A 7,553-nucleotide genomic window follows, 5' to 3' on the forward strand; every position below is an offset into this window, starting at 1 on the left:
ATGGGGCAGAGGCCTGTGACTGAGGCACGGACTCGAGGACGCGTCCGTTCGGATCCCGGAGCGGCGGCCGTAGCTTCGCCCTGCTCTCACACCCCGACTCTATGGCCTGGTACCGGCAACTCCACTGGCAGATCATCATCGGCCTCATTTTGGGCACGATCTACGGCGTGCTCGCCGCCGCGCAGGGATGGGGAGGGTTCGTGTCGGACTGGGTCGCGCCGTTCGGGACCATCTTTATCAACGGGCTCAAGCTGATCGCCGTCCCGCTGATCCTGGCGTCCCTCGTGACCGGAGTTGCCAGCCTGAGCGACCTCAAGAAGTTGTCCCGCATCGGCGGCAAGACGATCGGGATCTACATCGCGACGACGGCCGTCGCGGTGACCCTCGGCCTGTTCATCGTCAACGCCCTGGACCCGGGGCTGGCGGTGCCCCAAGAGATGCGTGCCGAGCTCGAGGCCGAGTACGCGACGGACGCCGAGGGTCGGATGGCGAGCGCGGCCAACGCCGAAGCACGCGGGCCGCTCCAGGTGCTCGTCGATCTGGTGCCGGACAACTTTTTCGCGGCCATCACCGCCGGCACGCGCCTGTTCGGCGGTGACGGATTCTCGAACGAGGCGAGCACGCTCCAGGTCGTGTTCGTCTCCCTGCTGCTGGGGATCGGGCTGATACAGGTCCCGCCCGAGCGAGCCAAGCCGTTGCTGAGCGTTTTCGAAAGCCTCAACGATGTCGTGATCAAGCTCGTCGACGTCATCATGCTGATGGCGCCCGTCGGCGTGTTCGCGCTGATCGCGGCCACGATCACATCGCTGGCAGGGGACGACGTTGGCAGGATCATAGCCTTGCTCGGCGCGCTCGGCTACTACTGCATCGCCGTTCTGGCCGGCTTGGCGTTGCACACCCTCATTACCTATCCGCTGATGCTTCGGGTGTTCACGCCGATGAAGCTCGGGACGTTCTTCTCAGGCATTGGCCCGGCGCAGCTCGTGGCCTTTTCGACGTCCTCGAGTGGCGCGACGCTTCCCGTCACGATGGAGCGATGCGAAGAGAAGCTGGGCGTGAGCGAAGAGGTGTCGTCGTTCGTGCTCCCGCTGGGGGCCACGATCAACATGGACGGCACGGCGCTCTATCAAGCGGTCGCCGCCGTCTTTATCGCTCAGGCCTTGGGGATGGACCTGAGCATCGCGGCTCAACTGACCATCGTCTTGACGGCCGTCTTGGCGTCGATTGGAACGGCGGCCGTGCCCGGCGCTGGGATCATCATGCTGGTCATCATCCTGCAATCGGTCAACGTTCCCGCCGAGGGCATCGCCCTGATCCTGGGCGTCGACCGCATCCTGGACATGGTCCGAACCGTCACGAACGTCACTGGCGATGCGACCGTCGCAACGATCGTCGCGTCGACCGAGGGCCAACTCAACATCCCGGACCCGTCGGTGGACACGGACCGCTTGGTCGCCGTCGCATGATCCGATCGGGACTCCTGCTCGTGCTTGTAGCCGTCCCCGTCTGGGGGCAGGCCCACGTCGAGGACGGCACCGTAGAGGGCCTGACGGCCACGGCTCAGCGGTCGCTCCAGCTCAGCGACACCCGGGCGGCGGAGCGCTATGTCCAGGCCTACTCCGATGCGCTCGATTTTCGCCTCGAGGACGCCCTCGATGGATTCAACGAGGTCGGTCGGCTAGATCCCGCTTCGCCTGCCAGCGCGTACGGTCTAGAGACGGTCACCTTGTGGCGGGCGTTTCTCACCGAAGAGGACGAGGTCTTCGACCGCTTCTACGAGCTGAATGACTCGTTGCAGACGGCCGCCGATCGCCAAGGCGCCGAGCTTCTCGGGGCCACGGCGAAGCTCCACCGCGCGCTCGCGTTCGGCCGTCAGGAGCGCTACACGCGGGCGGGCAACTCGTTTCGGGAAGCGTGCGGGCGCTTCCGAGAGATTTCGGATACCGGAGCGCTCTACGGTCGCGGCGTCTGCGAAGTAGCAGGCGGCTCGGTCCCCAGATCCTACCGGTGGCTCGCCCGACTCCTCGGCTTCCGGGGGAGCGTCGCCGGGGGTCTCGCCTCCCTCGAGGTCGCCTCCCTCGAGGACGGCCTGCTCCGCGACGACGCCTTGATCGCCTTCGCCATCGCGGACGCGACGCTCAACGAGCGCCGGGCAGGATCGGTCGACCGGCTGGTGGCGTTGTCGGAGTCGAGGCCGTCGTCCCCGCTCCTCGCCTACCTCGCGGGCTACCACCTGCTGCTGGACCGGCGCGCTTCCGAGGCGGAGGTCGCGCTGCGCCGCGGGGCCGAGTCCGTGCGTGCTCCCGACGTCGAGGCCGTGCCGTTCTTGGACGCGCACCTGGGGCTCGCTTTGTATCGCCAGCACAAGTTCGAGGAGGCCCTGCCGCTTCTCGAGCGGTACGCCCGCACCTTCCACGGCCGTGCCCTGCTGGCCCAAACGACACTTCGGGCGGGACTGTCACACGAGATGCTCGGCGATCGTCGCCGCGCCGAAGGATTCTACCGGCGCGTCCGAGCCTCCCGGGATTACGACACCGACCTGTCGGCTGCACGCGAGGCCGAGCGGCGCCTCGAGGCGCCCATGACCTCGGCCGAGCGAGCTCTCTTGCTGGGTGAGGCGGCGTTCGACGGCGGCAGCGACCTCGAGGCCGTGCGGCTATTGCAGCCGGTCGTGACGGACTCCGAACTGCCCGCGGTCGTACGAGCCGAGGCCGCGTACCGGACCGGGCGGGCCTATCAGTCCCTCGAGAGGTGGGCCGACGCTCAGCGGCACTTCCAGCTTGCGATCGACCGGCCCGGCGACCCCCTTGCAAAGTGGGGGCCGTGGTCGATCTACCACTCTGGGGAGATCGAGGAGGCCACGGGAGATCTAGACGCGGCTCGCCAGCTCTACGAGCGCGTCCTCGAGGACGAGACCGAGTTCGATTATCACAAGGCCCTCGAACAGCGCGCCCGCACGGCCCTCGAGCGGATCGGACGTTAGCCCCGGCCCACGACCCATGCTCCGACTCCTCGTCCTCGCGCTCGTCGTGTCCGCGCCGTCGGCCCTGGCCCAGATGGCGGTCAAGGTCGGCGAGGGGTGCACGCTCTACGACCGAGGCGGGGCGGCCGTCGCCGGCGAGCATGTCCACGCCCACCGCAACCACCGGATCCGGCCGGACGCGTCCTCCGTGTGGGGGGGCTCGCGCGGCACGGCGACCTTCGAGGTCAACTACTCCGGGTTCCCCGACAGTGCCCGCGTCGCGTTTCAGCGTGCCGTCGACATCTGGTCCGACCACATCTCGTCCGACGTCCCGATCCGGATCCAGGCCGAGTTCCTACCGCTCGACGCCAACATCCTGGGCTCGGCCGGGCCGTTCCTGACCCGGGACTTCCCCGGCGCGCCGATTCCGGGCACCTGGTACCCCTTCGCGCTCGCCGACGCTATTGCCGGACAGGACGTGAGCGAGCTGTTCGACAACCCCGAGGACTTTTTCTACGACATTACGGCGACGTTCAACAGCTCCCAAAGCGCATTCTACTTCGGTCTGGACGGTCAACCCCCACCCGACCAATTCGACTTCGTTACCATCGTCCTGCACGAACTCGGTCACGGCCTCGGGTTTATCGGGTCGGGCGGCGTGGACGACGGGTCAGGCGACGCCGAATGCAATGGGGTAGGCGGGGTCGGGTGCTGGGGTTTCTTCGATGGGTCGCCGTCGGGATTCCCGTTCGTGTTCGACCAGTTCATCGAGGACGGGCGGGACGTCGAGTTTCTCGACGAGACCATCTACCCGAACCCATCTCGCAGCCTGGGCCGCTTGCTCGAGAGCCAGGACCTGTTCGTGGATGGGGAGACTGTCGTGCGGGTCTACGGAACGGAGGCGCCGGTCTGGGCGCCGGTAGACTTCCAGGAAGGCTCGTCGTTCTCTCACTGGGACGAGGTCGTGTTCCGCGAGACCTCGGCCGCCCTCATGACGCCGCAGGTGTCCCGTGGCGAGGCGTACCAGGACCCCGGCAACATCACGTGTGCCTTTTTCCTCGACATGGGGTGGACCCTCGCTCCCGGCTGCGAGATCCTGACCGAAGACGACGGCACGCCGCCCGAACCCGAGCCCGAGCCGGAGCCCGAACCGGAGCCCGTCCTCGCGCTCGCGCTCGAGTCGCTAGGCCCGAACCCGGTCCGCACGAGGACGACGTTCCGCGTGCTCGTCCCAGAGGACAGCGGGCCCGTCCGGGCCGAGCTGGTGTCGCCGCTCGGGCGCCTCTTGGCCACGGTGTTCTCGGGCGCCGTCGAGCGCGAGGCAACATTTGCCCTCGACGTCTCCGGGCTCGCCGCCGGGGCGTACTTCCTGACGGTCGCGACCAGCCGGGAGTCCCTCGTGCGGGGCGTCACCGTGGTCCGGTGAGGTTCTGGGCGGCCCTCGCTGTTCTGGCTTGGTCCCCGGCCTCGGTGGCTCAGGAGTCCCGCGGCCCGGTCCACGTCTGCCGGCTGCCCGTCGTCGAGACGGCTCATACGACCTCGAGGGCGGAAGCTCGACGCGGCGGAATCGAGTGCGATCCCGCCCTCGATGGAGCGCGCATCGAGGTCGACTACACCGGGTTTCCCAGTGAGGCCGAGGCCGCGTTTCAGAGAGCCGTCGACGTGTGGGCCTGCCGCATCCGCTCGACCCAGACGATCCGAGTTCGAGCGCTGTGGGTCACGCTCGACGGGACGACGCTCGGGTCAGCGGGACCGATCCTGTTTCGAGACTTCGACGGAGCTCCGGCGGAGGGTGTGTGGTACCCAGCGGCTCTCGCGGACGCGCTGTCGGGACGCGATCTCGGGGACGGCGACCCTGACATCGAGGCGATGTTCAACAGCGATTTCCAAGCGTGGCACTTTGGTGAGCAGTCGCCGCCGGCAGGGCGGTTCGACCTCGAGACCGTCGTGCTGCACGAGCTAGGTCACGGGCTCGGCCTCATCGGAGCGCTGACCGTCGAGGACGGTATCGGAGGGTTTCAGTCGGATCGGTCGCGGCCGTTCAGCTACGACCTACACGTCCAAGACGGTTTCGGGACGTCGCTCTTGGACACAAGGACGTATCCGTTCGAATCGAGAGCTCTCGCAGACGCCCTCGAGTCCGAAGTTCGGTTTGCCGGTACTGCGGTCGAGCAAGCGGTCGGAATCACGGTCCCGCTCTATGCGCCGGACCGATTCGTCGTCGGAGCCTCGTTGTCGCACCTCTCGGAGGAGGTCTTCGCCGCCGGCACGCCCGATGGGTTGATGACGCCGTTCATCTCTCGGCAGGAGACGGTCGCGGCCCCAGGTCCGGCCACCTGCGGGATGCTTGCGGATCTGGGCTGGCGCCTGGCAGGTGAATGCGACGCGCTGGTCGGCACGTTGGAAGACCGCCGTGCGCGGCTGTTCATCGATTCGACGGGGCCGAATCCCTTCCGGTCTAGGACGGGCTTCCGGATCTCGTCCTCGACGCCGACAACCATCCGCATCGACCTCGTTGACGCTTTGGGGCGCGTCCTCGAGGACTATGGCACCACGGTGCTCGGCGTCGGGAGCGACCTCGAGGTCGAGGTGAGCGCGCGGGGGCTGGCGTCGGGGGTTTACTTTCTGCGCCTTCGCGGCGGTGCGGCGCCTCTCAGCGTGCCGGTCACCGTGACGCGGTAGCTCGGAGGACAAAAAAATGCCCCGGCCTCGAGGGAGGCCGGGGTCTGTACGCCCGAGAGTTATCCACGCTGGGTGCGGCTGGTACCAGGTGTCACCAAAAGCGGCCAGAATGAGACTGAATCGGGGACGTGAGGTCAGTTGGACATGGGTTGGCACTAACCTAGTCCAGCGAAACCCTTCCCCTCACCCTTCCCTTTCCGGCCGTGGCAAAAGTCTCCGCTGTCTTGCGTCCCGACCGGGCCGACGCCCGGGGGCATCGGGCTCTCCGGCTCCGGTTCACAGACACCCGCCGGACGCTCTACCTCTCGCTTGGCGTCCGGCTCCACCCCCGGAACTGGAACGAGAAGCGGAGGGAAGTTCGCAAGGGGCACCCTCATTCCGACCAGATCAATCGGCTTGTTCAGGCTCGGCTCGACGCGGCGGAAGCTGAACGACTTCGGTTGATTACAGCCCGGGAGCTGGTTACGGCCAGTGCCTTGCGGTCCGCCGTTGCACCAGCGGGACCGGAGGCCGGCCCGGGTTGCCTGATCGCCTACGAACGCCGGTACCTCGCTACTCTCAGCGCTCAGGGGAACGTCGGGACGGTCAAGCGGAACGGCGTCGTTCTGAACAAGCTGGACGAGTACTTAGGAGGCCGACCGCTCACTTTCGACATTGTGACGCCCGACTGGCTCCGAGGCCTAGAAGCTTGGCTGATCGGGACTAAGGGGAACAAGAAGTCGACGGCTGCCGGCAACATCAAGGTTCTTCGCACGGTCTACCGGCGGGCCATGAAAGAGGGCGTGTTCACGCCGACTTCCGACCCGTGGCTGGCGTTCACGTCGGCCCGGGCTTCAAAGCCTGGACGCCAGCGCCTTACGCTCGAACAGATCGAACGAATTGAAGGGCTCGACCTAGGCCCCGTCGGCATCTCCGCCTCCGTAGACGGTCGGACACGGGACGCCTTCATGCTGGCGCTTTACGCAGCCGGTATGCGGTTCGGAGACGTTGCCCGGCTCCGGGTCCGGGACGTCGCTGGGAGGACAACGGAGCCCCTTCCGGTGGACGCCAGAGATAGGATTGCTCCGGCGACGGGCGGGCTCCGGCTCGTTTACGAGATGGGCAAGACGGGCAAGCGGGCCGACCTCCGGCTTGTCCCCCTAGCTGAGAGGATTGTTCGGGCCTACCTGACCGACTCGGGCGGAGGACCGAAGCCGCCCGATGCTTTCCTGTTCGGGATGCTCGACGGGTACAATTATGACGAACTGGACCCGAAAGCCCAGTGGGAAGCGAGGGGGAGTCAGAACGCTCTCGCCAACCGGACGCTGAAACGGATTGCGAAGGCCGCCCGTGTCGACTTCAACCTGACGTTTCACGTTGCCCGCCACTCGTTCGCGGACCTCGCCCGGCAGTCTGGATGGAGCATCTATGACGTGAGCAAGGCCCTCGCTCACTCGTCTCTCGCTCAGACCGAACGGTACCTGGCCGGGTCCGACGCTGCCGGGCAAGACGCCAAACTCGATGGTCTGTTCAGCCGGCCGGCTTCCGGCGACGGGGCGGCCGGCCTCCCCAAGATTGTCACCCCCGGTCGGGGCTCCGAATGAGCATTGCCTACCGAGATAGTGACGAAGCCGAGATCGAGCCGGACGACTGGGCTCGGCTCCGGCTGGGAGACACGGCCGACGACCTGAGACGGGCCGGCGGCTACTCGCACCGGGATGCTCAGGGATCGACATATCTCCCCGACGGGCGGACGGTCCCCGCGCACGTCGTCTGGCAACCCGGGGCCCGAGGGCTTGACTCGGACGTCCTCGACGTTTTGCTCCCCTCGCCCATCCTGGACGCCGGACCGCTCCGGTCGGACCCACCCCGGCTCAGCGACCCGCCCCGGTTCCTCGCACGGGCCCGGCGGTTTGACGACAACGGGCGG

The 7,553-nt window shown here is 67.2% G+C and carries 6 protein-coding genes; all 6 read left to right on the forward strand.

Translation table 11 applies throughout. The annotated features are described in order from the left end of the window. Positions 1 to 101 precede the first annotated feature (101 nt). Entirely contained in the window at positions 102 to 1,466 is a 1,365-nt protein-coding gene (locus tag WBA11_RS03065) for a dicarboxylate/amino acid:cation symporter (protein WP_424519255.1), read from the forward strand. Then, the gene (locus WBA11_RS03070; protein ID WP_424519256.1) at positions 1,463 to 2,983 is read left to right on the forward strand and encodes a tetratricopeptide repeat protein; all 1,521 of its coding nucleotides are present in this window, start codon (positions 1,463 to 1,465) and stop codon (positions 2,981 to 2,983) included. The genes WBA11_RS03065 and WBA11_RS03070 overlap by 4 nt, the downstream gene beginning before the upstream one ends. Positions 2,984 to 2,999: 16 nt before the next feature. After that, complete coding sequence (locus tag WBA11_RS03075) at positions 3,000 to 4,388, forward strand: hypothetical protein (RefSeq protein ID WP_424519257.1); 1,389 nt, start codon at positions 3,000 to 3,002, stop codon at positions 4,386 to 4,388. A gap of 44 nt (positions 4,389 to 4,432) precedes the next feature. After that, a complete protein-coding gene (locus tag WBA11_RS03080) occupies positions 4,433 to 5,644 on the forward strand; it encodes a hypothetical protein (RefSeq protein ID WP_424519258.1) in 1,212 nt (403 codons plus the stop codon). 203 nt (positions 5,645 to 5,847) lie between these two features. Next, positions 5,848 to 7,227, forward strand: a complete 1,380-nt coding sequence (locus WBA11_RS03085; RefSeq protein WP_424519259.1) for a tyrosine-type recombinase/integrase — start codon at positions 5,848 to 5,850, stop codon at positions 7,225 to 7,227. Then, the coding region (locus WBA11_RS03090; protein ID WP_424519260.1) for a hypothetical protein at positions 7,224 to 7,553 on the forward strand (330 nt) is incomplete at its 3' end. The genes WBA11_RS03085 and WBA11_RS03090, both read left to right, overlap by 4 nt.

The organism is Rubrivirga sp. (genome assembly GCF_049648075.1).
GTDB lineage: Bacteria > Bacteroidota > Rhodothermia > Rhodothermales > Rubricoccaceae > Rubrivirga.

Excerpts from the sequence above, each read along its gene's own strand:
- WBA11_RS03065 (WP_424519255.1), top strand. The coding sequence starts at position 102 with ATGGCCTGGTACCGGCAACTCCACTGGCAGATCATCATCGGCCTCATT.
- WBA11_RS03070 (WP_424519256.1), top strand. The coding sequence starts at position 1,463 with ATGATCCGATCGGGACTCCTGCTCGTGCTTGTAGCCGTCCCCGTCTGG.
- WBA11_RS03075 (WP_424519257.1), top strand. The coding sequence starts at position 3,000 with ATGCTCCGACTCCTCGTCCTCGCGCTCGTCGTGTCCGCGCCGTCGGCC.